General features: G+C 67.7%; 26 protein-coding genes and 1 pseudogene. 13 read left to right on the forward strand and 14 right to left on the reverse strand.

The genetic code is table 11. The features are described 5' to 3' along the window. The first annotated feature begins 108 nt into the window (after positions 1-108). Both P0Y33_RS15750 and P0Y33_RS15755 read left to right on the forward strand, forming a co-directional pair. A complete protein-coding gene (locus P0Y33_RS15750) occupies positions 109-1308 on the forward strand; it encodes an AI-2E family transporter (RefSeq protein WP_279528338.1) in 1200 nt (399 codons plus the stop codon). Between the two features lie 57 nt (positions 1309-1365). Then, complete coding sequence (locus P0Y33_RS15755; protein ID WP_279528339.1) at positions 1366-2619, forward strand: tRNA (N(6)-L-threonylcarbamoyladenosine(37)-C(2))-methylthiotransferase; 1254 nt, start codon at positions 1366-1368, stop codon at positions 2617-2619. A gap of 6 nt (positions 2620-2625) precedes the next feature. Here the strand turns inward: P0Y33_RS15755 and P0Y33_RS15760 are convergent, their stop codons facing one another. Next, entirely contained in the window at positions 2626-4233 is a 1608-nt protein-coding gene (locus P0Y33_RS15760; protein WP_279528340.1) for a GTPBP1 family GTP-binding protein, read from the reverse strand. A gap of 108 nt (positions 4234-4341) precedes the next feature. On the opposite strand from P0Y33_RS15760, the gene P0Y33_RS15765 reads away from it, so the two are divergent. Together P0Y33_RS15765 and P0Y33_RS15770 are read left to right on the forward strand one after the other, a co-directional pair. Next, positions 4342-4566: a hypothetical protein gene (locus P0Y33_RS15765; RefSeq protein WP_279528341.1), complete on the forward strand. Its 225-nt coding sequence runs from the start codon at positions 4342-4344 to the stop codon at positions 4564-4566. Positions 4567-4683: 117 nt separating this feature from the next. Further along, positions 4684-5645, forward strand: a pseudogene (locus P0Y33_RS15770) (aldo/keto reductase). A 109-nt stretch (positions 5646-5754) separates the two neighbouring features. On the opposite strand, the gene P0Y33_RS15775 reads toward P0Y33_RS15770, so the two are convergent. Next, a complete protein-coding gene (locus P0Y33_RS15775) occupies positions 5755-5946 on the reverse strand; it encodes a DUF5786 family protein (RefSeq protein ID WP_279528342.1) in 192 nt (63 codons plus the stop codon). Between the two features lie 134 nt (positions 5947-6080). On the opposite strand from P0Y33_RS15775, the gene P0Y33_RS15780 reads away from it, so the two are divergent. From P0Y33_RS15780 to P0Y33_RS15790, 3 genes are all read left to right on the forward strand, one after another. Further along, a complete protein-coding gene (locus P0Y33_RS15780) occupies positions 6081-8723 on the forward strand; it encodes an ATP-dependent helicase (RefSeq protein ID WP_279528343.1) in 2643 nt (880 codons plus the stop codon). A 63-nt stretch (positions 8724-8786) separates the two neighbouring features. Continuing rightward, positions 8787-9215 carry a PaaI family thioesterase gene (locus tag P0Y33_RS15785; RefSeq protein WP_279528344.1) on the forward strand — a complete coding sequence of 143 codons (429 nt, stop codon included), beginning with the start codon at positions 8787-8789 and terminating at the stop codon, positions 9213-9215. Between the two features lie 36 nt (positions 9216-9251). Further along, positions 9252-9992, forward strand: coding sequence for an MBL fold metallo-hydrolase (locus P0Y33_RS15790; RefSeq protein ID WP_279528345.1), 741 nt, complete (start codon positions 9252-9254; stop codon positions 9990-9992). Between the two features lie 147 nt (positions 9993-10139). Here the strand turns inward: P0Y33_RS15790 and P0Y33_RS15795 are convergent, their stop codons facing one another. From P0Y33_RS15795 to P0Y33_RS15815, 5 genes are all read right to left on the reverse strand, one after another. Then, complete coding sequence (locus P0Y33_RS15795) at positions 10140-11207, reverse strand: mRNA surveillance protein pelota (protein ID WP_279528346.1); 1068 nt, start codon at positions 11205-11207, stop codon at positions 10140-10142. A 107-nt stretch (positions 11208-11314) separates the two neighbouring features. After that, on the reverse strand, positions 11315-12325 hold the full coding sequence (locus tag P0Y33_RS15800; RefSeq protein WP_279528347.1) for a DUF4013 domain-containing protein: 1011 nt from the start codon (positions 12323-12325) through the stop codon (positions 11315-11317). A 51-nt stretch (positions 12326-12376) separates the two neighbouring features. Continuing rightward, entirely contained in the window at positions 12377-14488 is a 2112-nt protein-coding gene (rqcH, locus tag P0Y33_RS15805) for a ribosome rescue protein RqcH (RefSeq protein WP_279528348.1), read from the reverse strand. 49 nt (positions 14489-14537) lie between these two features. Further along, positions 14538-15104 carry a hypothetical protein gene (locus P0Y33_RS15810; protein WP_279528349.1) on the reverse strand — a complete coding sequence of 189 codons (567 nt, stop codon included), beginning with the start codon at positions 15102-15104 and terminating at the stop codon, positions 14538-14540. Next, positions 15094-15459: a hypothetical protein gene (locus tag P0Y33_RS15815; protein WP_279528350.1), complete on the reverse strand. Its 366-nt coding sequence runs from the start codon at positions 15457-15459 to the stop codon at positions 15094-15096. Before P0Y33_RS15815 ends, P0Y33_RS15810 begins: the two co-directional genes overlap by 11 nt. Positions 15460-15677: 218 nt before the next feature. On the opposite strand from P0Y33_RS15815, the gene P0Y33_RS15820 reads away from it, so the two are divergent. Beyond that, positions 15678-16367, forward strand: a complete 690-nt coding sequence (locus P0Y33_RS15820) for a GNAT family N-acetyltransferase (protein WP_279528351.1) — start codon at positions 15678-15680, stop codon at positions 16365-16367. Positions 16368-16526: 159 nt separating this feature from the next. On the opposite strand, the gene P0Y33_RS15825 is transcribed toward P0Y33_RS15820, so the two are convergent. Beyond that, complete coding sequence (locus tag P0Y33_RS15825) at positions 16527-17708, reverse strand: ISH3 family transposase (RefSeq protein ID WP_279527514.1); 1182 nt, start codon at positions 17706-17708, stop codon at positions 16527-16529. Here P0Y33_RS15825 and P0Y33_RS15830 point away from each other — a divergent pair. Beyond that, on the forward strand, positions 17682-17933 hold the full coding sequence (locus tag P0Y33_RS15830; protein ID WP_279528352.1) for a hypothetical protein: 252 nt from the start codon (positions 17682-17684) through the stop codon (positions 17931-17933). The two genes, P0Y33_RS15825 and P0Y33_RS15830, sit on opposite strands and share 27 nt — an antisense overlap. Here the strand turns inward: P0Y33_RS15830 and P0Y33_RS15835 are convergent. Further along, positions 17930-18736, reverse strand: coding sequence for a ZIP family metal transporter (locus P0Y33_RS15835; protein ID WP_279528353.1), 807 nt, complete (start codon positions 18734-18736; stop codon positions 17930-17932). The two genes, P0Y33_RS15830 and P0Y33_RS15835, sit on opposite strands and share 4 nt — an antisense overlap. 201 nt (positions 18737-18937) lie before the next feature. On the opposite strand from P0Y33_RS15835, the gene P0Y33_RS15840 reads away from it, so the two are divergent. The 3 genes from P0Y33_RS15840 to P0Y33_RS15850 all read left to right on the forward strand — a co-directional run bounded on the left by P0Y33_RS15840 (position 18938) and on the right by P0Y33_RS15850 (position 20568). Next, complete coding sequence (locus P0Y33_RS15840) at positions 18938-19141, forward strand: hypothetical protein (protein ID WP_279528354.1); 204 nt, start codon at positions 18938-18940, stop codon at positions 19139-19141. Positions 19142-19190: 49 nt separating this feature from the next. Beyond that, complete coding sequence (locus P0Y33_RS15845; RefSeq protein WP_279528355.1) at positions 19191-20138, forward strand: 2-dehydropantoate 2-reductase; 948 nt, start codon at positions 19191-19193, stop codon at positions 20136-20138. A gap of 64 nt (positions 20139-20202) precedes the next feature. Then, complete coding sequence (locus tag P0Y33_RS15850) at positions 20203-20568, forward strand: HesB/IscA family protein (RefSeq protein ID WP_279528356.1); 366 nt, start codon at positions 20203-20205, stop codon at positions 20566-20568. A 23-nt stretch (positions 20569-20591) separates the two neighbouring features. On the opposite strand, the gene P0Y33_RS15855 is transcribed toward P0Y33_RS15850, so the two are convergent. The 5 genes from P0Y33_RS15855 to P0Y33_RS15875 form a co-directional block, all read right to left on the reverse strand. After that, positions 20592-20798: a dodecin gene (locus tag P0Y33_RS15855; RefSeq protein ID WP_279528357.1), complete on the reverse strand. Its 207-nt coding sequence runs from the start codon at positions 20796-20798 to the stop codon at positions 20592-20594. Positions 20799-20832: 34 nt separating this feature from the next. Further along, positions 20833-21498 carry a hypothetical protein gene (locus P0Y33_RS15860; protein ID WP_279528358.1) on the reverse strand — a complete coding sequence of 222 codons (666 nt, stop codon included), beginning with the start codon at positions 21496-21498 and terminating at the stop codon, positions 20833-20835. Beyond that, the gene (locus P0Y33_RS15865; RefSeq protein ID WP_279528359.1) at positions 21495-22130 is read right to left on the reverse strand and encodes a hypothetical protein; all 636 of its coding nucleotides are present in this window, start codon (positions 22128-22130) and stop codon (positions 21495-21497) included. Before P0Y33_RS15865 ends, P0Y33_RS15860 begins: the two co-directional genes overlap by 4 nt. 52 nt (positions 22131-22182) lie before the next feature. Next, complete coding sequence (locus P0Y33_RS15870) at positions 22183-23118, reverse strand: metal-dependent hydrolase (RefSeq protein WP_279528360.1); 936 nt, start codon at positions 23116-23118, stop codon at positions 22183-22185. A gap of 64 nt (positions 23119-23182) precedes the next feature. After that, the gene (locus tag P0Y33_RS15875; protein ID WP_279528361.1) at positions 23183-23734 is read right to left on the reverse strand and encodes a mechanosensitive ion channel domain-containing protein; all 552 of its coding nucleotides are present in this window, start codon (positions 23732-23734) and stop codon (positions 23183-23185) included. 198 nt (positions 23735-23932) lie between these two features. Between P0Y33_RS15875 and P0Y33_RS15880 the strand changes: the two genes are divergently transcribed. Then, positions 23933-25063: a pyridoxal-phosphate-dependent aminotransferase family protein gene (locus P0Y33_RS15880; protein ID WP_279530129.1), complete on the forward strand. Its 1131-nt coding sequence runs from the start codon at positions 23933-23935 to the stop codon at positions 25061-25063. The last annotated feature ends 3 nt before the right edge of the window (positions 25064-25066 follow it).

Below are 25066 nucleotides of genomic sequence, written 5' to 3' on the forward strand. Positions count from 1 at the left end.
AGCGTACGTCCTAATGGGTCTTGGGTCGGCGAGTGCCTTTTTGCGCCCGGCGCCACAGACGAGACGTATGTACGCGCAGCGTCGCGGCCGCCTCCGGGGTGTGCGCCCGTGACAGAGCGGACGATTCCGTCGAGTCGCACCCGTCTCGGCTGGTGGGCGCTCACCGGGTCGTTGGCCGCCATCGTCGCGTTCACGGCCTTCAGCCTGCTCGGGACGTTCGTCTTCGGGTTGTTCCTCTACTACGGGATGCGGCCCATCGACCACCGCATCGAGGACGTCGTCGAGTCGTCGGACGCCGCCGCCCTCCTCACCGTCCTGCTCACGGCGCTCCCGTTCTTCCTCGTCGGCGGCTACCTCGTCGTGATGGCGCTCGGCGAACTCCTCCCGCACCTTCGGGCCTACCGGGAGTTCCTCGCGCCCTACGTGGACACCCACGCGCTGTTCACACACCCGTTCACGACCATCGTCGACATCGTCCGGGACCCGAGCAAGCAGGCCATCGAGAACCTCTTCCCCCTCGTCCTCGGCTACCTCGGCGAACTCGCCAACGTCCTCACGAACTTCTTCGTCGCCGTCCTCTTCGCGTTCTACCTGCTGCGCGACGACCACCACATCGCGGCGTGGTTCCGCCACCTCGTCGGCGGCGGTGACGGGAGCGCGGCCTACGGCTACGCGACGGCCGTCGACCGCGACCTCGAAGCCGTCTACTTCAGCAACGTCCTACTGATCGCGCTCGTCGCCGGACTCGCGGTCGTCGTCTACCACGGCTACAACTACCTCGCGCCCGCGCCGGTGGCGATTCCGTTCCCGACGGTCCTCGCGCTCCTGACGGGACTCACGAGCCTCATCCCGCTGGTCGTCGGGAAGGTGGTGTACGTCCCGCTCGTCGGCTACCTCGTGTGGGCCGCGACCCGGGCTGGCGAGACGCTCCTCGTCTTCCCGCTGGTGCTCCTCGTCGTCTGTTTCTTCGTCCTCGATCTCGTCCCGATGACGTTCCTCCTCCCCGAAATCGCCGGCCGGACGACCCACGTCGGGTTGATGATGTTCGGCTACGTCGTCGGCGGCGTCGTCTTCGGGTGGTACGGCCTGTTCCTCGGACCGCTCGTCATCGTCCTCACGATTCAGGTCGTACGAATCGCCTTCCGCGAACTCCTCTACGGCGAACCGGTCTCCCCGGCCGTCCGCTCGGCGCCGGCCATCGGCTCGGACCCCGCGCCGGGCGCGCTCGCGCACCCCGACGAACGTGGAGAGGGCGGGAGCGGGGACGGCGCGGACGGTGGGAGTAGCGACGGGGACGACGAGAACTGACACGGTGGGCGCGTTCCGTCGTGCTTTTGCCGACGCGCGCGTTAGTTCCGACGAACGATGGCCCGGTACCACATCGAGACCTACGGTTGCACCTCGAACCGCGGCGAGAGCCGCGAGATCGAGCGACGCCTCCGCGACGCCGGCCACCACAAGGTCGAGGAGGCCGAGGCGGCGGACGTCGCCATCCTCAACACCTGCACCGTGGTCGAGAAGACGGAGCGCAACATGCTCCGCCGGGCCGAGGAACTCGACGACGAGACCGCGGACCTCATCGTCACTGGCTGTATGGCGCTCGCGCAGGGCGAGGAGTTCGCCAGCGCCGACGTCGACGCCCAGGTCCTCCACTGGGACGAGGTGCCCGAGGCGGTCACGAACGGCGAGTGCCCGACGACGACCCCCGACGCCGAACCCATCCTCGACGGCGTCATCGGCATCCTCCCCATCGCCCGCGGGTGTATGAGCAACTGCTCGTACTGCATCACGAAGCACGCGACCGGCCGCGTCGACTCCCCGCCGGTCGAGGAGAACGTCGAGAAGGCCCGCGCGCTCGTCCACGCCGGCGCGAAGGAAATCCGTATCACCGGCCAGGACACCGGCGTCTACGGCTGGGACAACGGCGAGCGGAAACTCCCCGAACTCTTAGAGCGCATCTGCACCGAAATCGAGGGCGACTTCCGCGTCCGCGTCGGGATGGCCAACCCCGGCGGTGTGCACGGCATCCGCGAGGAACTCGCGGACGTGTTCGCCGAGCAGGAGAAACTCTACAACTTCCTGCACGCGCCGGTCCAGTCCGGCAGCGACGAGGTGCTCGAGGAGATGCGCCGCCAGCACCGCGTCGAGCAGTACCTCGAAATCGTCGAGACGTTCGACGACTACCTCGACGAGTGGACCCTCTCGACGGACTTCATCGTCGGCTTCCCGACCGAGACCGAACACGACCACGAGCAGTCGATGGCGCTCCTCCGCGAGACCCGCCCGGAGAAGATCAACGTCACGCGCTTCTCGAAGCGGCCCGGCACGGACGCCGCGGACATGAAGGGCCTCGGCGGCCAGACGAAGAAGGACCGCTCGAAGAAGATGTCCGCGGCCAAGCGCGAAATCGTCGCCGAAGCCTACGACGAGATGGTCGGCCAGGAACGCTCGGTCCTCGTCGTCGAGGAGGGGACCGGTGACTCCGTGAAGTGCTACGACGAGGCCTACCGGCAGGTCATCGTCCAGGACGCCTCCGAGCACGGCGTCGAACCCGGCGACTTCCTCGACGTCGAGATCACGGGCCACCAGACGATGTACGCCTTCGGCGAACCGCTCTAGTTCTCCTCACTCCACGGGCGTCACGTCCGTCACCGTTCCGACGCCCTTGCTCGACCCCTCGCGGAAGACGAACCGTTGTCCCTCCTCGACGAGGTAGGGGCGGAACTTGAACCGGATTTTGGTCGTTCCTTTGTCGCCCGGCAGGAGTTGGCCACCCTCGGGTTCGAAGCGGGCGGCCTCGCTCACGGTCTCCAAGTGGACGACCGGTTCGTAGCCGGCGTCGATGCGGGTCGGGTGGTTGAGTACCATCACCTCGGCCTCGAACTCCCGGACGGGGTCGGGGTCGGCGTCGCGCGGGAGGAGCACCATCCCGCGGTCGAGTTCCTCTTCTCGTACGCCTTTGAGTGCGATGCCGACGATACGGCCGGCCTCGGCCTCGTCGACGCGGTGGTAGTGCATCTCGATGGAGCGGACCTCCACGTCGCGGAACGACCCGTCGGGGAAGGGTCCGAGCAGGAGTTCGTCGCCCGTCGCGACCGTCCCCGACTTGATGGTCCCCGAGGCGACGGCGCCGACGCCGGCCACCTTGTACGAGCGGTCGACGTACATCCGGAAGTCGCCGCCCGCCGCGGCGGTCTTCGGCAGTCGCTCGAAGAGGGCGTCGAGGTCGTCGAACCCCTCCAGGGAGGTGGCGCTCGTCCGCAGGAGCGGGACGACCGTCTCGCTGATCTCCTCGACGGCGGCCTCGACGCCGTGACGCTCGACGAGCAAGGGGGAGCGCCCGACGTTGCGGAGGAGGCGCTCGACCTCGCGTTCGACTTCGAGGAGGCGTTCCTCGTCGACGAGGTCGGCCTTCGTGATGGCGACGATGGTCGGGAGTTCGGTCGCGAGGAGGACCCCCAGGTGTTCGCGGGTCGTCTTCGTCGGGCCGTCGTCGGCCGCGACCGTGAGCAGGCCGTAGTCGAGTTTCTGGCCGACCAGGCCACGTATCGTGGTGCGGAGCCACGGTTCGTGGCCCACGGTGTCCACGAAAGAGACCACGCGGTCGGCCGCCTCGACGACGGCCGCGCGGTCGGACTTGCGCGAGGGGTCGTCGACGTGTAGGGGGTCGCCGTCCTCGTCGAAGCCGTACACGCCGTAGGAGAGGTCCGCCGAGAGACCACGTTCGACCTCGTGGGGTTGGACGTCGAGGAACGACCGGGTGTCGCCGTCGCCGTCGTCGGCGCGGCCCGTGACCAGACTGCCCACGAGCGTGGACTTGCCGTGGTCGACGTGGCCGGCGGTGCCGACGACGAGGTGGTCGTCGCTCTGGTCCAGGGCGGCGCCCTCGCGGATGGTCGCGACGCCGACGAGACCGTTCCCGTCGGTGCCCCAGGTCTGGACGTCGTCGATGTGCGCGCCCGCCTCCTCGGCGAGCAGCGAGAGCACGTCGAGCGATTCGGAGAAGGCGTCGGGTTCGATCCCGGCGATCCCCCCGTCGTCCGTGACGCCGACGACGTAGAGGGCCTCGCCGTCACCGGAGAGGACGCGGTGACGGAGTTGGGCGACGAGGCTCTCGAGTCGTCCGTCGGCGAGGTGGACGTCGCGGGTCAGCCGTTCTTTGAACTCGACGTTACCACCCTCCTCCTCGCCGCGGTCGAGGGCGCGGTGGAGGGTCGCCCTGTCGACGCTCATACCACCCTGTTAGGGAGTACCAGACAAAAACCCTTCTCCGCACCGTCAGGGAGTAGTATCTGACCGCCCAAGACTTTATATTAGTACAGACTCAATTGAAATAATACGATGACCCAGGAACCGATGGTCGCCGAACTCCACCGTGGTCGCGTGAGTATCGAGTGTCACGAGGTCTCCGAGGCGGACAACGGCGTCTACCTCGCGGACAGCGACGGCGAGACGATCGCCTACGTCCCCCTCGACATCCTCGAGTACGTCCACACGCCCCAGCACACCGACGGCGACATGCAGTCGCAGACGACGTCGCCGGAGAGTTCGCGGAAGACGAAGTGACGCAGTTCCGGCCGTGACCGCGGCCGAAACCTCGACATTCTTCCGAGTCCCCGCCCGCCGACGAGGGACACCCCGACTTCCCGAAGCTATAGGACCACCCCTCGTCTCGTGGCGAGCGTGGAGTACACGACACTCGGCTCGACGGGAATGGAGGTCTCGAAGCTCTGTCTCGGCTGTATGAGCTTCGGGTCGGGTCACGACTGGATGCTCGACGAGGAGGGCGGTGCCGAACTCGTCGAGCGCGCTATCGACCTCGGTATCAACTTCTTCGACACGGCGAACGTCTACTCCGACGGCGAGTCCGAGGAGATTCTCGGCGACGTCCTCGCCGGGTACGACCGCGACGAGCAGGTCGTCGCGACGAAGGTCCGCTTCGAAGTGGACGGGCAGCGTCAGTCGTCGGGGCTCTCGCGGAAGACCATCGAACAGGAGTTGGAGAACTCCCTCGACCGACTCGGGATGGACACCATCGACCTCTACCAGATTCACCGGTGGGATTACGACACGCCCGTCGAGCAGACGCTCCGCGCACTCGACGACGCGGTCCGCCGCGGGAAGGTCCGCTACACGGGTGCGTCGTCGATGTGGGCTCACCAGTTCGCCGAGGCGCTCCACACGAGCGACCGGCTGGGGCTGGAGCGTTTCCAGACGATGCAGAACCTCTACAACCTCGCCTACCGCGAGGAAGAACGCGAGATGCTCCCCCTCTGCGAGAAGGAGGGAGTCGGGGTGATGCCGTGGTCGCCGATGGGCGCGGGCTACCTCACCCGCCCACACGAGGAGTTCGAGGCGACGACGCGCGGCGAACACGAGTCCGGCGTCGGGCGGCCGTACGAGGAGGGCGGCGGGAAGGAGGTGAACGAGCGCGTGCAGGAACTCGCCGCCGAGAAGGACCTCACGATGGCCCAGGTTTCGCTCGCGTGGCTCCTCCACAAGGAGTGGACGCGCCCATCGTCGGGACGTCGAGCGTCGAGCACCTGGAGGAGGCCGTCGAAGCGGTCGACGTCGACCTCACGGACTCCGAACTCGACTACCTGGAGGAACCGTACGAGCCAGTCCGCGTGTCGGGCCACGAGTAGCCGTCGACACCGTCGCCGACGCCGTCGCGGACGTCGTGGCGGTCGCTGGCGCCGTCGCGTCGAGAGATAGAGAGAATCGGGTCAGCCGAGTCGGTCGAGTACGGTCGCCCTACTCGTCGTCTTCGTCGCCGCCCTTCATGGTCTGGAGCTGGTCGACCAGCGAAGAGGTGTCGTCGCCACCCGTGACCGAGACGTCGCCCTCGTGGTCGTTCTCGTGGACGTTGACGGCGTCGTCTTCGTCGTAGTCGGTGTCCCCCTCCTGGTTCTCTTGTTCGGATTCGTCGTAGCTACCGAAGCCCATAGTGGACAGTTGTGGGCCCGTCGCCATATGCCCGTTGGCTCGCACGGACCCGAGCGTGGCCGTCTCAGCCGTGGGTCGCGCCCACACAGACGACGAGCGACAAGGTTTTTCGCCGCGCCACGCTACTCGAGGTCGTGAACGTCCGGGGCGAGGTCCACGACGTCGGCGACGTCCGCACGGTCTCCACGCAGTACGGCGAGCGCGACCTGCTGGAGGTCACGCTCCAGTACGACGGGCTGTCGACCGTCACGCTGTGGGGGAAGTGGACGGAGACCGCCGACTACCTCGAACCCGGCATGGACCTCCTCGTCACCGAGGCCGAGGAGGACGAGTACGACGGCGAAGTGCGCTACACCACGGGCAAGGAGTCCTACGTCGTCGTCGAACCCGACTTCCTCGTCGACGTGACCGACATCCGGGAGTGGGTTCAGTGTCCCCGTCAGTACTACCTGAACAAACTCTCCGGTCTCCCGCTCAAGTACGCGGTCACGAAGGGGACCATCGTCCACGAGGTGTTCGGCGACCTCTTGCGGGGGCGGGACCTCGACGACGCCGTCGACGAACGCGTCGAGGAGGCCGGCCTCGAACTCGGTCTCCTGGGAGAAGACCCCGACGACGTCCACGCCGAGGTGAAGGCCCACGCCTCCGCCATCGAGGGGTGGCTCTCGCAGGGACTCCTCACCGAGGAGGACGAGTGGCGCTCTGAGTACACCCTCCTCTCGGAGACGTTCGGCATCAAGGGCCGCTGTGACGCCATCCGGCGGGGGATGCCGGTCGAACTGAAGACCGGGAAGAACACGAACCGCGACCCGCGCTTCCACGACAAGATTCAGGCGGCCTGCTACGCGCTCCTCCTCTCCGAGCGGGGCGTCCCCGCGGACACGGGCACGCTCCTCTACACGAAGAACGCCGCCGTCGAGCGCAACGAAGAGACCGGCGACCTCTCGCCCGCCAAGGAGTTCTCGGTGGGACGGGGACTGCTGGAGTTCGTCGTCCGCTCGCGCAACCACCTCGCCGCGATGGAACACGACCGCACCGTCCCGACGGGCTACGAGGCGAACTCGCGGTGTGAGTACTGCTTCGAGCAGGACACCTGCATGGTCGTCTCGGGTCGTCTCGAGCAGGAGTCGAAGGCCGGCGCCGTCGGCGACCCGCTCCCCGACGAAGAGCGCGAGTACTTCGACGACCTCTACCAGGCCATCGAGGACGAACGCCGGCACGTCCACCGCGAGTACGCGAAACTGTGGGAGCAGACCCCCGAGGAACGGGCCGACGACGACCGCGCCGTCATCGACCTCGAACCGGTCTCCCAAGAGGAACTCGCCGACGGGCGGTGGCGACTCGTTGCCGACCGCACCAGCGAGGCCGCGTCGAAGATTCGCGAGGGCGACCGCGTGCTCGCGAGCGACGGCGACCCCGTGCAGGGGATGGCCGAACTCGCGCGCGTCGAGGAACTCTCGGCGAGTCGGGTGGTCGTCACGACCGACGAACCGGTCGCACTCCGGCGACTGGACGTCTACCCCTCGGAACTCTCGGTGAGTCGGATGCTCACCGCCCTCCACGACTTCGTGCTGAAGGACGACCAGCGCCGGAAGGACGTGCTGTTCGGCCGCGCGGACCCCGAATTCTCGGGGGCGCGGGAGACCTACATCGACAACAACGAGTCGCAGAACGAGGCCGTCCACCTCGCGATGAACGCGGAGGACTTCGCGCTCGTCCACGGGCCGCCCGGTACCGGGAAAACGTACACCATCGCCCGCATCGTCCGCGAACTCGTCGCCGACGACCAGCGCGTGCTCCTCTCCGCCTTCACCAACCGCGCCGTCGACAACGCGCTCGAAGCCGTCCGTGACCAGGGCTACGAGGACTTCGTTCGCGTCGGTACGCAGACGGGCGTCCGCCTGGACATGCAGGAGTTCCGCCTCTCGAAGAGCGGGACGCCCGCCGAGCAGGCCCGCGCCCTCGAAGACGCCGACGTGGTGGCCGCGACCACCGCCTCCTGTGGGTCGCGGGTCATGCGCTCGCAGGACTTCGACGTCGTCCTCGTCGACGAGGCCTCTCAACTCACGGAACCGAACGCGCTCGCGGCCATCGAGCGCGGCGCGCGCTTCGTCCTCGTCGGCGACCACGAGCAACTCCCGCCCGTGACCCGCTCGGAGGGCCGACTCGGCGAGTCGCTGTTCGAACGCCTCATCGAAGAGCACCCCGAGGCGGGCGTGATGCTCGACCAGCAGTACCGGATGAGCCAGCGAATCCAGGCGTTCTCCTCGACGGAGTTCTACGACGGGCAACTCCGTCCGGCGACCGGCGAGGTGGCCGCCCAGTCGCTCGCGGACCTCGGCGTCGACACCTCGCGGGAGGACGTCCGCGACGGCGTCACCTTCCACGACGTGGCCGGGACGAGCGAGGACCACACCGACGCCGTCGAGGCCGAACGCGTCGCCGAACTCGTCGCGCAGTACCGCGTGGCGGGGTTGGACCCCGAAGACGTCGGGGTCATCGCGCCCTTCCGCGCACAGGTCGCCGAAATTTCGCGGATGGTCCCGGAGGGGGTGGCCGTCGACACGGTCGACCGCTTCCAGGGGTCGAGCAAGGAGGTCATCCTCGTCTCGTTCGTCGCGAGCGGCGACATGGAGAGCCCCATCTTCGAGGACTACCGACGACTGAACGTCGCGCTCTCGCGCGCGAAGAAGGCCCTCCACCTCGTCGGTGACGAGGAGGCCCTCCGCACCGACGACTTCTACGCCCGGATGGTCGACTGGGCCAGCATGGCGTAGCGGAGGCGGCAGGCCGCACACCCCTCGCACAGCTATTTCCCACTCGCCGCCCACCCCCCGACCGTGACCGAACACTTCCGGAAACTGGAGCGGATGTACCACGACGCGCCCATCAACGAGCACTACGAACCCGAACTGACCGTCCTCGAAGGAGAGACGGAACTCGTGATGCCGGTGAAGGAGTCCTTCCACCACCCGCTCGGCGCCGCACACGGGTCGGTTGTGTTCAAGGCACTCGACGACGCGGCGTTCTTCGCGGCGAACTCGCTCGTCGAGGACGTCTTCGTCCTCACGACCGACTTCAACCTCTACTTCGAGCGCCCGGTCTCCGAGGGCGAGATCCGCGCCGTCGGCGAGGTGGTCAACGAGAACCCGAACCAACTCGTCGCGGAGGCGGTCGCCTACGACGACGCGGGGAACGAACTCGCCCGCGGGAGCGGACAGTTCCGCCGGAGCGGCGCCGAACTCACGCCGGACATCGGCTACGAGTGAGGAGTCTATAACCGCCTCCGGTTCGCACCCACGGCCATGGACGTCACGTTTCTCGGCACCGGGAGCGCGATGCCGACCGGCGAGCGGGTACAGACCGGTCTCCTGCTCGAATCGGGCGACGACTCCCTCCTCCTCGACTGCGGGAGCGGGGTCCTCCACCGCCTCGCCGCGACGGAGACGGGCTACGAGGGGGTCGACGCCGTCCTCCTCACGCACCACCACCTCGACCACGTCTCGGACCTGATGCCCTTCCTCAAGGCCCGGTGGCTCGCCGGCGCCACCGACGTCGAGGTCGTCGGCCCACCCGGCACCGAATCCCTGCTCGACGACCTTCACGACGCCCACGAGTACATGCGCGACCGCGTCGACCTCGTGGTCCGGGAGGTCGACGCCGGCGAGCCATTCGAGGTGGCTGGCTTCGAGGTCGAGGGCTTCGAGACGCGTCACTCGATGGACTGTCTGGCCTACCGGTTCGCGGATTCGTTCGCCTTCAGCGGCGACTCCGAGGCGTTCGCAGGACTCGCGGACTTCGCCGACGGCGTCGACGTCTTCGTCCACGACTGCTCGTTCCCCGACGAGATCGACGTCTCGAACCACCCCACGCCCACACAACTCGGCGAAGCCCTCGCCGGCCACGACTACGGCGAGGTACACCTCACGCACCTCTACCCCCACACGGACGGCAAGCACCGGGAGATGGTCCAGTCCGTCCGCGAACACTACGACGGTGAGGTTCACGTCGCCCGCGAGGGGACCACCGTCGAGACCGACGAGTGAACCACTAAGTAGGGAGACGAAGCCAGAGGGTGCGTGACTCGGAACTGACGTGGGTCGCGGCCGGGAAGAATCGGTGACGGCGGCGTCACCCGGTCGCGAGCGGGAGCGACGACGCCGTCTGCACGCCCTGACGAGCCACCCCCGACCTCAGTCGAGGCGGTAGCGCAAGAGCGCGGCGATGCCGCCGAGGTGCTGGAGTTGCTCGCCGGGGGCGTACTCGTGGGAGAAGACGGTCACGTCGCCGCCCTGTTGTTCGACCGTCTCGATGATGTCGTTGACGTCGACCTCCCACTCGCCCTCACCGGCGCGCTCCTTGCGGAGGCGTTCGTCGAGCACGAGCAGCGTCTCGACCGCGCCGTAGTCGGCGGCTTTCTTCACCTCGTCGATGCCGTAAGCCGCGCGTTCGTCGGTCGACATACGCTCGGTGAGTTCGTCGATGAGTTCGGACTCTTCGGCGATGCGCGTCTCGGCCTGGACCTCCTCGACGGCGCCGCGCTTGAGCACTTCGTGGACGCCGCGCCCACCCACCGCGGAGGTGTCGACGGTCGTGATCTTCTCGGTGAGGTCGGGGTAGTTCTCCTCGACGAAGTCGAGGCAGTCCTGCTTGGTGAACCCCGGCCCAGCGAGGATGATGGCCTCGACGTCGAGTCGCGAGAGCGCGCTCGCGAGGTCGCCGAACAGTTCTTCGCGACCGCGGGCGTACTCGCCCTTGCCCGTCGTCCCGGTGAACGTCCCGTACTCGTCGACGCCGTACTGCGCGACGAGGTGGATGTGCGCCTCGCCCTCCTCGACGGTGGCGATGGCGACGTCCGGCTGGTCGGTCGCCTCGACGGCTTCTTCGAGGCGGTCGAGTTGGTCGGGTTTCCAGCGCTTCTGGATGGCGATCTCCTTGCGCTCCTCGACGTTCAGCGTGTGGTGGAGACCGAGTTGGTCCTCGCGGGAGGCGTCCTCGATGACGCCCGAGACGCGCAGGCGGTTCGCGAACTTGTGGAACTCCACCTCGTCGACGTCGAGCGTGACGTGCATGTGCTCGCGCTCGCCGCCGGTGTCCCGGAGTTCCTCCTGGTCGCGCTGGATTCGACGCGTCGTGTCGCCCGCGACGAGGTCACCGGGTTCGACGACGTACGTGAGGTGCCAGAGGTCGTCCAGACTCTCCGGGACGAGCGTGATGCGCGTCACGCCGCCCTCGCGCTCCTCCCGGTGTTTGATCTGCATAGGTGAGCGTAGCGGACAGCGCGGTAAGTTTCCTGCTATCCCCGCCACGAAGCACCGATAGTCGTCCGCGCTCGGTCGACGGCCGAGTCCCAGAAGAGGAGGGTCGACTACTCGTCGCGACGGGACTCGTTCGGACGGTCGTCTTCGTCTCGCTGGTCTGGCTCGTGCGATTCGTCGCCGACCTCCTCGTCGGTGTCCGCGTCCGATTCGGTTTCTGCGTCGGTGTCGGACGACTCGCTCTCCGAGGCTTCCGACTCCTCCTCGACGGTCGGGTACACCTCTGCACCCTTGACGGCGACCTCGTTTTCGGTCTCGACGTCCGCACGCTCACCGCCGCGCTCGTCGGCGGAGACGGACTGCGGGAGCGTCGCCTGCTGCTCTCTCTCGCGTTCGAGGTCGAGGGCGTCGACGTACCCCTCGACGACGAGGTAGACGGCGCTGACCTGCGCGTAGAAGATGACGACGAAGCCGAGGAAGAACACCCAGACGAGCATGGGGCCGAGGGTGCCCGCACCGATCACGTACACGACGGCCGCGAGGAGCCACGCCACCGCGTAGTCGCCGTCGAAGGAGACGGCTTTCAGGACGTCGAGGTCGAACGCCGCACCGAGGTCGTCCTCGCGGGCGAAGTTGACGAGTGCGACGGGGAAGACGTAGGCGACCGCGAGACCGTAGACGACGGTGACGAGACAGAGGAGGAGGAAGACGACGCCCCCGACCATTCCGACGGCGTTCTGCCCGGGGCCGCCGCGTCCGGCGAGCGCGCCGACGAAGAACACGACGAGACCGACGAACCACAGGACGAGCAGCGGGACGGCGTACCCGATCTGCGCGAGGGTGATCTTCACGCCGTCGACGAACAGTTGTTTCCAGTCGTCGAACGCCGGTGGCTCGTGCACTCCGTCGAGTCGTCGGCGTGCGACGGCGACGAAGTAGCCGGAGAGCGCGAGTTGGGGCACTACCGCGAGCGGGAGCAACAGGAGACCGATACCGAAGGCGGACAGCACGACGCCGAGGACGGCGATGGCCGTCGCCACCAGCGGGAGGAAGCCGCCGACGAGGAGGGTAACGAGGGCGTCGTCGCCGCGTTTCGGGTACGTCAGGGAATCTTCGAACACGTCCGAGACGACAGTCGGGCAGTGGATAAAGACTCCCCTCGGGTCACCCCACTAGTCCACGATTCGGCTCCCGCCGGGCGGCATGAACTTCTGAATCTCGTCGGGGCTGGCCACCTTCCGGACGAAGGACGTATCCGCGAATCGCTCGCGGAACTCCCGGTACGCTCGCTTGGCGGCGTCGCCCTGGGCGTACTGGCCGGGTTCGAACTCGATGCTCGTCTCCGTCACCGGTTCGACGGCGCTCGGCGGGCCGCCGACGACGCGCGTCTCGGGTTCGCAGGTGATGCCGACCGCACACCCGACGGGCGTGTCTTCGAAGTAGGTGCGGTCGCCGCGGACGGCGAACCCGCCCTTCGAGAGGAACTCGCCGCTCTCGGCGGTCTTCGACACCTGCTCGGGCATGACCATGTAGGCGTCGCCGGCGCCGCGGCCGTCCTTCCACACCGAGGAGTAGGTGACGGCGAACTGGGCGGCCTCCTCCAGCGAGCGCTCGGGGACGTCGATGTCCTTCGAGGGTTCGGAGGGCTCGGAGGTCTTGAGCACCGTCACGGGACCGCCGTGGGCCTGCGCGTGGAAGAAGCGGTCGTAGTTGTCCATGTACTTCTGGACGATCTCCTCGTTCTGGTCGGCGTCGCGGCCACCGATGACGAGGAAGCCGTCGGACGTCCGGAACCAGCGGAATCGCTCGTACCACTGCTCCTGCTTGCGGATGGGGACCGACGAACGCGAGAGCCAGTCGACCTCCCCTTCCATCTCTTCTTTCTCTTCCTCGGTCGGCGCGCTCCACTGCGCCTTGCGCTTCTTCAGGTTCTCTAGCTCCTCGCGAGTGTCCTCGATGGCTTCGAGGGCGCCCTCTTTTTTCTCTTCGACGCGCTTGGCCTCCTTGTAGAGGCGGTCGGCGTTCTGCTCGACGCCGACCGTGGGGTCGAGGTTCACGACGTGGTCGTCGACGCGGACGCGGACGCGCCCGTTCTGCGGGTCGACGCCTTCGACGCGCTCGGCGGCCTCGATGCCCTTCTCCTTGCCCTCCTCGAAGCGCTCCTCGATGTCCTCCCAGTTCCGTCCGGCGTCGAGCGCCGCGCTGACGGTCGAGAGAATCTCGTCGAGGACGTCGTAGTGCGCGTAGAGCGACTGGGCCTTCTCGCGTTCGACTTCCGCTTGTTCCTCGAAGTTCTCGATGGCGCCCTCCTGCTGTTGGATGATGCGCTTTCGCTTCTCGATCTCCTCGTCGAACGCCGGTTTGCCGGACTCCTTGGTCTCGACTTCTTCTTCCTCGGTGTCTTCGAGGTTGGTGAAGTAGTCGTCGAGGGCGGCGTTGAACGAGTCGAACGCCTCGGACTTCTTCCCCTCGTACTCTTCGAGGGGGAGCGGCGTGACGTCGACGCGCTCGCCCGGCCCCTCCTCGTCCTCCTCGGTCTCGTAGTAGACGCGGGGGTCGACGTTCCCGCTCTTGATACGGTCGAGGAGACGCTCCATCGCGTCGTAGAGGGCCTCGAACTCCTCGTCGCCGGCGTCGTCGATGTCCATCGTCTTCTCGACGCCCGCACGGGTACAGAGTTCCTCGCCGTAGAGACCGCCGAAGTTGAGTTGCGTCGCGACGGTCCGCACGAGGTCGGTGTCGGACTGACGCATCCGCGCGGCGAAGTCCTCGTAACTGAGGTCGAGGGGGTTGATTCGCGACTCGGGGAAACCGTATTGGCTGCCGGGCGCCACGGTGCGAGACTTCAGACGGACGGTCTCCAGGCAGTCGACGACCTCGCCGTTCTGGTCGAGGACCGCGATGTTGCCGTCGCCGAACAGTTCCGCGACGATGGTCGTGTCCTGGTCCTCGCGGCGGAACTCGAACTCCAGGATGCGGTCGAAGCCGTGCTGGCGCACCTCGTGGAAGTCCGCGCCGCTCATCCGGTTGCGCATCATCTTCGCGAAATTCGGCGGTCGCCCCGGCGCCGCGGGGACGTGCTCGGGGACCGCGGTGTGGGCGCGCTTCGTCTCGCCCACCTCGATCATGAGTTCGACCCGGCCGCGGTCGAAGTCGCGCATCTTCAAGCGTAGCAGGTCGTCGCCGTAGAGGTAGGCCTTGTCGACTTTCGCCCCCGACAGGCCGTTGAGTTCCGAGGTGAGAGCGACGAGGTCGACGCTCGTCACTTCCCGCTTCTTGTCCATGTTGTCCGAGGATTGGGGAGGGAGCGCCTTTTGTACTGTGGTTGGACGCTCACGCGCTGGCTCCCAGGGCGGCCGCGACGACCGACGCCACGACCGCGACGGCGAAGGCCCAGAACGCGGTGAGCGCCTGCGGCCACCAGAGGACGTCGGGTAGCCCGAGGAGGTACGCGACGCCAGCGACGACCACTGCTAGCGCCGCGCCCTGTACCCGACGGTTCGAACGACCGGCGCGCGTGTCGCCAGTACGCCACGACCCGAGGAGGACGCCGAGTGCCGCGAGCGGCCCGGCGACGACGGCGGCGCCGTAGAGGACGAGGAGCGTCTCCGGACCTGGGTACACCCACCGGACGCGCGGGCCGAACGCCGCGAGGAAGACCGCGAACCCGAGCAGTGGGCCGACGGCCGTCAGCCACGCGGCGGCGAGGCCCTCACGTGGCCGCCAGCACGCTGCGACGGTACCGACGGCGACGCAGGAGACGAGGAACGCGGCGACCGGACCGAGTGGCTCCGCGGCTTCGAGTGGCTGGCGCCACGCGTATCCCGCCGCGACGACAGTCGACAGTGCGAACGTACCGAGCGCGCCGTCGAGCGCGCGACGTGACCCGTCAGGCAGCACAGGCGACGTCCACCCCCTCGGTGTGGAGCGAGACGGTACAGCTCCCCATCCCGCCGTCGACGAACACCTCGTCGCGTTCGCCCGCCGACTCCACGACGAGTCGGTGGGTCCCGTCGACGACCTGCGGGTGGACCGACTCGCCCGGTGGGACCCCGTACTCGGCGTCGAAGGACGTCACCTCGACGCCGAAGACCTCGCCGAGCGCGCGGACACGAACCCAGCGCTCTTCGTCCGTCTGGTTCACGACGCGAATCTGGTGGTCGTCGGCGCTGAAGGCGCTCGCGAACGCGCCGACGGTGAGGCCTGCCGCGGCCACCACGCCCGCGACGCCTTCGAGGAGGGAACGGCGACGCATGGGCGGACATCACCGCAGAGTGAGAAAAGTGTTCGTACGTCGTCACGCCGACCGGGCGAACGTTCACGTACCAAGACGGTACCACTTCGCGGCGTGCTGTAACGGCAGCCACGGGCCGCGGATTCGGTGACGGCGACGCGCCGGCCCGTGGAGGGGAGCGTCGTCTGCACGCCACTACGTCGACAGTCACTTCTCCGCCCGCGTCGACCACACGGGCGATGAACGTTGGGACTCTCGGACCGACGGACGCCGACGCGGCGCTCCGGCTCTCGCGGCAGGCCGGGTGGGGGATGCGCCGCGCGGACTGGGAGCGGTTGCTGATCGCCGACGAGGTGACCGCCGTCGGGGGACGTGTCGACGGCGCGCTCGTCGCGACCACGACAGTCGCCGGCTACGGCGACGTCGGGTGGGTCGGCTGCGTCCTCGTCGACGAGACTTACCGGCGGCGGGGTCTCGGCTCCGACATCTTCGAGGCGGCCTGCGAGCGCGCCGACTCGCCGGTCCTCGGCCTTGACGCCAACCCGACGGGACAGCCGATCTACGAGCGTGCCGGCTTCCGGACGGTGACGACAGTCGCCCAGTACGAGGGCCGGCCCGACGCGACGTCGGCCGACGGCGTCCGCGAGGCCAGTCCCGCCGACTACGACGCGGTCGCGGCGTTCGACCAGCGACGCACCGGTCTCGACCGCGGGTGGCTCCTCCGCGCGTTCGCCGACGACCCGGAGACGACGCTGCCCGTCGCCGAATCGGACGGAATCGACGGGTACGCGCTCCTCCACCCCGACTCCCACGGGTGGAACCTCGGTCCGGTCGTCGCGGACGCACCCGAGTCGGCCGAGCGACTGGTCCGCCACGCCGCGACGGTGGTCGCGGACCCGCTCACAGTCGGTAGTTCCCATCGTTCCTGATTGCTGACTCGGTTTCTGGAAGGAACTGAACGGGATCAGAGCGACCGATTCAATGAGTCGAACAAAGACGGCGCTCTCACGCCAGTGAGAGCGCCGTCAACCCAGACAAGAGGCGAAGCTGTCGCTCATGTACAGGGCTGCCGCTGGACGCGGGCAGCTTCAGCCCGCGTCCAGCTCGCTGTAGGTCGGCGGGATTCCGACACCGTTGGTTGGTGCTTCCCACTTCCGGCTCAAGGTGTCGTCAAGAGCGTGATCAACCCACTCCCGGAACACCTCGAAGCGGAACCAGACGGGTAGTGCTCGCCCGCCGCGTCGCGGCGTGGCGAGCACGCCCCATCGGACAATCACCCAGAGGTTCCGCAGCAGGAAGCTCACAAGGATGAACAACAACCGAACGGCTGGATCGGTTGTACTTGTCCGCGCACGCGCTTCACGCATCGTCCGGAAGGCTGTCTCGATGGCTGAGCGTTTCTGGTAGAGAGCTTCAACTTCCTTCGGCGTGCGATCGGTCAGATCGCACGCCACGTAGGCCCGCACGAGCAACCCGTGTTTGCCTCGGTTGCCTTGTTGGTAGGAGACACACACTGCGAGCGGGAAGCGCAGTTCCCGCTCGCTTCCCTCGTACATCACGTACTCCGTCCAGTAGGAGACCGTCGTGTCCAGTTTCTCGGCCACCTGCTTCCCACGGCGGACGATCGGAAGAGCGACTGGTGCCACGGCATCCAGTCGCTCGATTGATGCACCGTTGTAGAAGCCGCGGTCGGCGAGAAGTCCAGCCACGGTGAACGGGAGGGCCGCGACGTGGTCGAGCAGTCGCTCGACCGCGTCGCTTTTCGACTCATCACCACGAACGGGCGTGACGGCAACGACGAGTGGTTTCGCCCGGCAGAGGACGAATCCAGCGAGGTAGCGATGGCACTTGCTGGTGCCATCGCGGGGTTTCGTGTGACAGAGTTCGCTAGCGTCAGCGTGTGGGCAACCGTGGTAGTGGATATCGACGAAGTCGAGGCAGATGATCCTCGGACCGGGGCCGAGGATCATCGCCGCCTGTTGAGCGAAGATGTCGTTGACGGCGGCTTCGAGGTCGTCTGCTGGAACGGTGTGCAGTTGTTTGAGGGTGTAATCGTCGGAGTAGCTTCCACGAGTGGTATCTGTGACGGCTTTGATGGACTTCTGATCGACAGCAGCTTGCAGCAGCGTTTGACGGATGATCCCGGAGTCGAAGCCGCAGCCTTCGACTCCGGGGATTGGAATCGCTGCGAGTAGATTAAGCGCTAAGGTTTCAAGGTCAGAGGCCGTAAGAACAGTGTCTGGGTGGTAGAGAAATTCCACAACACCCATCCAGACGATTTCTGTGAACGTAACCTCGTCAGTTGTAACTATCCGCTGACTCGATGGGAACTACCGACAGTACGTGTTCCCGACGCACCGACGGCTGAGTCCGTCGACTGGACGGCGCTGGGGTTCGAGCGCCAGCGCGCCCTCGCGCGGATGGTCCGGCCACCCCGCGGGCCGCCGCTCGCCGGCGGTGCGGTCCGGGCGATTCTGGCCTACGCGTTCGGCTAGCCGAGCACGACGTCGAGGTAGAGCATCACGACGACGCCGACCATCGTCCCGAGCGTCGCGACCCGCTCGTGGCCGCGCGAGTGCGTCTCGGGGACGATCTCGTCGGAGATGACGAACAGCATCGCGCCGGCGGCGAACCCCATCGCGTAGGGGAGGAGGAAACCGGCCTGTGTGACGGCGTAGGCGCCGAGGATGCAGACCGGGAGTTCGACCAGTCCCGAGCGAATGCCCGTGAGTGCGGCGTAGGAGAACCGGTCGAACCCGGCGTTGACGGCGGCGACGGAGACGGCCAGTCCTTCCGGGATGTTCTGGATGCCGATGGCGAGCATCAACGCGAGCGCGTCGCCGAGGTTCCCCGACCCGAAGCCGACGCCGACCGCCAGCCCCTCGGGGATGTTGTGGAGCGTGATGGCGACGATGAAGAGGACGACCGAGCCGAACCGGGCGCTCTCGACGGCCTGGTCGGCGCGCTTCCGACCGGTGATGAGGACGTGGACGTGTGGGACCCACGCGTCCGCCCGGTCGAGGACGACGACGCCCAGGAGGATACCGACGATGACGGGGACGATCCCGCCGTGCGGTTCGACCTCGACACCGGGGATGATGAGGCTCGTGAACGCCGCCGAGAGCATGACGCCCGCGGCGAATCCGAGCAGCGCGTCGAGCGTCCGTTCGCTCGGTTCCCGGAGGACGAAGACGAGCGATGCGCCGACGAGGTTCGCCAGCGCGATGACGAGTCCCCCGACGACGGCCTGCATCACCGGGTTCTCACCGGCGACCCGAACGAAGAAATCTGCGAACATCGGTTACCCCCGCTTCGGACGGCGGGGTTGTTAAAACCAGCCCGCCGGCTCTCTGTGGGACTCCATCACACGCTGCTGCCGACGCTCCGACGAATTAGCCACAATCTATAATTCGGGAAACGGACGTGTTACGCGTGCTAGCGGCCACCTATGGCGTTTCGAGCCAGTCGAGTTTTACGTCTCCCCGCCCGACCGTCGAATATGCACCAGTGGTTGAGTGCGTTCCTCGGAACCATCCTCATCCGCGTCATCACGGGCGGTGCCGTCCTCACGGGGATGAAACTCGCGTGGGAGGGGCTCTACCTCTTCGCAGCGGTCGTTCTCGTCCCTCTCCTCGTCTTCCTGGTGTGGCAGGCCTGGGAGGCGTTCCAGACCGACCACCTCGTCACCGCCGAGGACCTGTAGTACCGTCGTCGAGCAACCCTTTTTCACCTCCCCCGTCCATTCGGCGGGTATGAAGTTCGCAATCTACGGTGCCGGCGGCGTCGGCGCCTACCTCGGCGCCCGACTCGCCGACGCCGACCACGACGTCCACCTCGTCGCCCGCGGCGAGCACCTCGACGCGCTCCGCGAGGAGGGGCTGACCGTCGAGAGCGTCCACGGCGACACCCACGTCGACGTCCCGGCGACCGACGACCCGGCCGACATCGGTGTCTGTGACTTCGTCCTCGTCTGCGTGAAGTCCTACGACACCGCCGACGTCGCCCGGAAACTCGACCCGCTACTCGACGCGGACACCGGCGTCGTCTCCTTCCAGAACGGCGTCGACAACGAGCGGTGGCTCGCCGAAGAGGTCGGCGAGGAGCACGTGCTGGGTGGCGTCGCCTACATCTTCTCGACCATCGCCGAACCCGGCGTCGTCGAGCACACCGGCGGCCCGGCCCGCTTCGTCTTCGGCGAGTGGTCTCGCGAGGGCGTCCCCGGCCGGAGTGCGCGCGCCGAGCGCCTCCACGACGCGCTCTCGGCCTGCGAGGGCGTCGAGTCGGTGCTCGCCGACGACGTCCGCGAGGAACTCTGGCGGAAGTTCGTCCTCATCTGTGCGCAGGCCGGGACGAGCGCGGCCGGCCGACTCACGGTCGAGCAGATACGGTCCACCGAGGAGACGTGGTCGTTCTACGCCGACCTGATGCGCGAGGTCGTCGCCGTCGCGGCCGCCGAGGGGGTCGACCTCCCCGACGACACGGTCGACGAGTGGCTCGACTTCGTCGGCGACCTCGAAGCCGACGCCACCTCCTCGCTGCACTACGACCTGACCCACGGCAAGCGCATGGAGTTGGAGGCGCTCAACGGGTCGGTCGTCCGCCACGCCGACGAGGTGGGCGTGGACGCACCGTTGAACCGGGCCGTCTACGCCCTCCTGAAGCCGCACGCCGACGAGCGCGGGCGGGAGCGGGCGGACTGAGGGGGTCCCGGCAACGGCGCCGACCAGCGCCACAATTAACACCTCTGGGCACGAAGAGACGTCCATGAGCACCACCGCCGAGAACGGGGACGGCGGCCCCACCATCACGGTCACTGAGGACGCTGCGGAACAGGCGCTCTCCCTCCTGGAGAGCGAGGACCTCGACACCGACATCGCGGGCCTCCGCCTGTTCGTCCAGCAGGGGGGCTGTGCCGGCCTCTCCTACGGGATGCGCTTCGACGACGAACCGGAGGAGGACGACACGGTCTTCGAACACCACGGACTCCGCGTGTTCGTCGACCCCGCGAGTATGCGCTACATCGAGGGGAGCGAACTCGACTACGAGTCCGGTCTCCAGGCCGAGGGGTTCCACGTCGAGAACCCGAACGTCGAGGCCGAGTGTGGCTGTGGCGAGTCCTTCCGCACGTAAAAAATAGCGCCGCGACGCGGCCGTCAGTCTTCGCTCTCGAGACCGAACGCGACTTCGACTTCGACCTGGTACTCGCGGCCCTCGACGCTCGCGACCTCGACGCCCTGTTCTTGTACTTCGACCCACGAGACGTTGTCGAGGGTGTCTTCGGCTCGCTCGATGGCGTCGTCGATAGCCGCCTCGAAACTCTCCGGACTCCGACCGATGAGGGTGATCTTCTTGTAAACCATGTCGCGTGGTACGGCGTTCGGCTGACAGTTAAAGCTACTCACCGTCCGAGGCGTCGCGTCCGCCCGCGATACGCGAGCGAACGGCCTCGGCGACGTCCGTGAGGTAGGCGGTCCCCCAGACGGCGACGAGCACGGCCCCGATGGTGTTGAACACGAGGTCGAGCATCGTGTCGTCGAGTCCGTACTGGGTGAGGACGGAGTCCGAACCGAGCGCTCGTGCGATCTCGCTGACCGCGAACTCGACGACTTCCCAGAAGACGCCGAACGCGAGGACGACGAGGACGAGGAAGACGAACATGAACGTCGGTGGGAGGTCGACGTGTTCCGTGTGTTCGTCGACGGCGCGGGCGAACGTGTAGCCGGCGGCGGCCACGAGCGACGAGGAGAGCGCGTGGGTCAGGTGGTCCCAGTAACCCAGCAGGCCGGTCTCGGCGCCGTACGGGCCGAGCGTCCCGACCGCGTGGAGGAAGACGGCGGTCGTGAGCCAGAGGACGAGGCCCGAGTCCATCGGGAGGTCGTAGTCGCGTTCGAGGATGGCCGGGAGGTGCGTGAGCGCGAGGGCGAGACCCGCGTTGACGACGATGCCGAGGTTGCCCCGGTCGAGGCCGACGAAGAGGACGCCGACGAGACAGAACTGCATCAGCCGCGAGAGTTGGTACTGTCGGCGCTCGGAGACGCCGAGACGGTCGCGGAGCCTCATTCGTGGACCCCCTCCGGGAGCCGGAGTTCGATGTCGCGGCGCCGCCGGAAGTACCAGACGAAGAGTACGCCCGCGAGGAGTCCCGCGACGGTCGCCGCGACGTAGTCCCACATCAGCGCGTTCAGCGCCGCGGCCTCCTCCGCGTCGGTGACCGGCGGTCGCGGGAGGACGAAGTGCGTCCCGAGGAAGTGATCGGAGAGCCACTGGACGAGCGACCACACGCCCGCGGCCGCCATCGTCGCGATGACCACGAACAGCACGGCGAACCAGTCGTTCATCCGGACGGGTGTGAACACGTCGAGTTCGACGGCGACGACCAGCGCCAGCGCCGCGACCGAGAGGTACGTCGCGAGGTCGGTCGCCAGCGGGAGCGTCGCGACGACGCGACCGAAGAGTGGCAACGCTGCGAGCAACAGCACCTCCCACGGGAGCATCACGCGCGGGCTTCGGTAGGCCCACGGCGGGACGACGGCCAGCGCCGCGACGACGACGGCGAAACCGGTCCAGAGGAGGTCCCCCTCGACGAGACTCCCGACGGCGACGAGGCCGACGAAGACGACGAGCGCCCACGACAGCACCGTGTTGGTGCGCTGGTTCTCGAGCAGTCGATCGAGGCGACCCGAATCCTTCACGCCGGAACGGACACGGGGGCGGACTAAAAGCGGTACGGGTGACGTCCGGCGGTCAGGTCAGCGCCAGGAGGTAGGCGACGGTGTAGCCCGCGCCGGCGACCGTGATGGCGGTTAGCCCGGTCACCGCGACGGCGACGGGGTCCGGGAGGGAGCGGTCGAGCAGCGAGCGGGGGTGGAGACCGACCGACCCGACCGCGAGGACGCTGAAGACGAACTGGTAGGAGGTCTCCAGCGTCGGCGGTTGGATGACGAGCGCCGCGAGCGCGTAGGCCCCGCCGGCGGCCGCACGCGGTGCGAGGTGGCCGCGGAAGCGCCGGTCGGTCAGGGCGAGGAAGACCACCAGACCGGCCCAGATGGCCGCGAGTTCGAAGGCGAACGCCGCGAGGAGGTTGAGCGTCGGGTCGCCGAACGGGGCCGGTCGACCCGCGAGCAGCGTCACCTCGAAGGGGTAGAAGAACGCGGGCGGGTGCCCGGTCAGGAGGTCGCCGAACGGGTGCGAGACGAGGCCCACGAGCGCGGTCGCGCCGACCGCGCGCGACCCGAGGTCGAGTCGACGGGTAGCGAGCGCGACGACGCCGAGTCCCGCCAGGGCGAAGGCGACCGTCACGAGGACGCCGAGCGGACCGCTCGCGACGAACGCGACCCCGACGAGGCCAGCGAGCAGGAGCGCGCCGAGTGCCCGGTGGAACCGCGACGTGGCGGCGACGAGGGCGAACCCGGCGGCCGCGGGACCCGCCAGGACCAGCGAGTGGGTGATCGAGCGGTGGACGGCGGTCGACGCCGACCAGAAGGCGTTGGCGGCGGCGAACGCGCTCGCCGAGTCGACGCGGAGGAAGCCCGCGAGGGCGTACACCATGTCCGCGTCGGGGACGAAGGCGAACAGGCCGGCGGCGACGCCGAGCGCCAGCGCCCGCTCGCGGGAGACGCCACACAGCGTGGCGACGAGCGCGACGAGCGCGAACGCGAGCGTCTCGTGTCCCAGGAACATCGAGTGTAGCTAGTCGTTCCCGAAACATAAACTCGCGGCTAGGTGTGTCACACTGTAACTCGCATCACTCCGTGCCGACGTCCTCGACCTCCTCGCGTTTCGTCCACTTCTTCTCGACCTCGGCGTTCGCCCGGACGACCGTGTCGCCTTTCACGTGGAAGCGGGTCTTCCGGAGTTCGATCTCCTTCACCGTGCCCTCGGTGTCGCCGACGGAGATCCGGTCGCCGGGGTTGAAGTCGGGGTCGCGCAGGAGGTAGATGCCCGCGACGGCGTCCGCGATCATCCCGGAGAGGGCGTAGGAGACGCCGAGCGCGAGGAAGCCGCTGGCGGTGCCGAGCGCGGCGGCGATTTCGGTGAGACCGACGACGGTCAGGAAGGTGAGGATGGCACCGAACCAGAGGAAGACGGCGACGACGGTCGTCCCGAACTGGACGTAGAGTTCTTGGCCCTTCGCGGCGCGCCTGAGAATCCCGCGGACGCCCCAGAGGACCACGTGGATGAGGGCGGCGGCGAGCAGGAGGAAGATGACTCCCGAGAGGAGTCTCGGGAAGGCCGCGACGATGCCGTCGACGAACTGTTCGAGCGTCTGCTGGACGACGTCGGTGAGCGTGGGCATTCGGCGGTGGTTCGCCCGGCCCGCCCCTAAAGCCACTCCCCTCTCGGGGGCCTTTCGAGAAGGTTATACTTCCCCTGTGCGGAAACACCGAGCATGGAGCGACCCGACATCGACGAGACGCGAAGCGACTCGTCGGCCAATCAGGAATTTCCGATTCCTGATGACGTCGACGAGCTGACGCCACCGAACCGAACGCTGATGGGTCCCGGCCCGAGTCCGGTCCACCCCCGCGTCCTCCGCGCGATGAGCACCCCGCTCGTGGGACACCTCGACCCCGCGTTCGTCGAGTTGATGGACGACGTACAGGACCTCCTACGGTACACGTTCCGTACCGAGAACCAGTGGACCATCCCCGTCTCGGGTACCGGGTCGGCCGCGATGGAGGCGGCGTTCGGCAACGTCGTCGAACCCGGCGACACCGTCCTCGTGCCGACGAACGGCTACTTCGGCGGACGGATGGCGTCGATGGTCGAACGCGCCGGCGGCGAGGTCGTCGAAGTCGACGCCCCGTGGGGCGAACCCCTCGACCCCGCGGCCGTCCAGGATGCCTTCGACACCCACCAGCCGGACGTGTTCGGCTTCGTCCACGCGGAGACCTCCACTGGGGTTCTCCAGCCGAACGTCCCGGAACTCACGGACATCGCGCACAGCCACGACGCGCTCGTCGTCGCCGACACCGTCACCTCCCTGGGCGGGGTCGAACTGAAGGTCGACGAGTGGGACGTCGACGTCGCCTACTCGGGCGCGCAGAAGTGTCTCTCCTGCCCGCCGGGCGCGAGTCCGCTCACGCTCAACGACCGGGCGATGGAGAAGGTCCTCTCCCGCGAGGAGGAGTCGCGTTCGTGGTACCTCGACCTCTCGCTGCTGGAGGGCTACTGGGGCGAGGAGCGCTCCTACCACCACACCGCGCCCATCACGAACGTCTACGCACTCCGCGAGGCGCTCCGACTCGTCGCCGAGGAGGGCATCGAGGAGCGCTGGGCACGCCACGAACGCGTCGCCGGCGCGCTGAAGGCGGGTGTCGAGGCGATGGGTCTGGAGATGAACGCGCCCGACGAGTACTGGCTCCCGAGTCTCAACGCCGTCCGCGTCCCCGAGGGCGTCGACGACGGTGCAGTCATCGACCACGTGCTCGAGAAGTACGACCTCGAAATCGCCAGCGGACTCGGCGACCTCGAAGGCGACATCTTCCGTATCGGCTGTATGGGCCACGGCGCGCGTGCGGAGAACGTGACGCTGCTGCTCGGCGCACTCGCCGACGCGCTCGAAGAACAGGGGTACGAGGCGGACGCGGGCGCGGCCCTGGCGGCCGCCCGCGACCAACTGTAAGTC

Source organism: Halospeciosus flavus (assembly GCF_029814175.1).
GTDB classification, from domain to species: domain Archaea; phylum Halobacteriota; class Halobacteria; order Halobacteriales; family Halobacteriaceae; genus Halospeciosus; species Halospeciosus flavus.